The 295-nt window shown below is 41.4% G+C and carries 1 protein-coding gene; it reads left to right on the top strand.

Features of this window, described 5'->3' with window-relative positions:
- Positions 1–295, top strand: a 295-nt coding sequence (locus IS446_RS00150; protein WP_203057145.1) for a phage integrase SAM-like domain-containing protein, incomplete at both ends; no start/stop codon positions are given.

Here is a 295-nt window from a genome sequence, read left to right as displayed (position 1 = left end):
TTTTTGAAAAAGACCCAAAAGGTATCCGACCTGGAACTAAGAGCCATTGAATCATCCTTCATTATCGATTTTGAGCACTTCTTACATCAACAACCCACCCTATCCAACAATGGAGTCATGAAGCACCTGGAACGGCTTAAAAAGCTAATCAAATTGGCTTATGAGATGGATTGGCTGGAAAAGAACATCTTTAAACATCACAAACTCAAATTTGAAAAAGTCGACAAGGCATTCCTTACCCGATCTGAATTGCAGAAGATCATGGAATTCGATCCCAAGCGCTCCTCCCTGGCCA

This window comes from Robertkochia sediminum, from assembly GCF_016786255.1.
GTDB lineage: Bacteria > Bacteroidota > Bacteroidia > Flavobacteriales > Flavobacteriaceae > Robertkochia > Robertkochia sediminum.
Note: the sequence above shows the minus strand (reverse complement) of the source record. Positions and strands in the feature narration are given on the sequence as shown.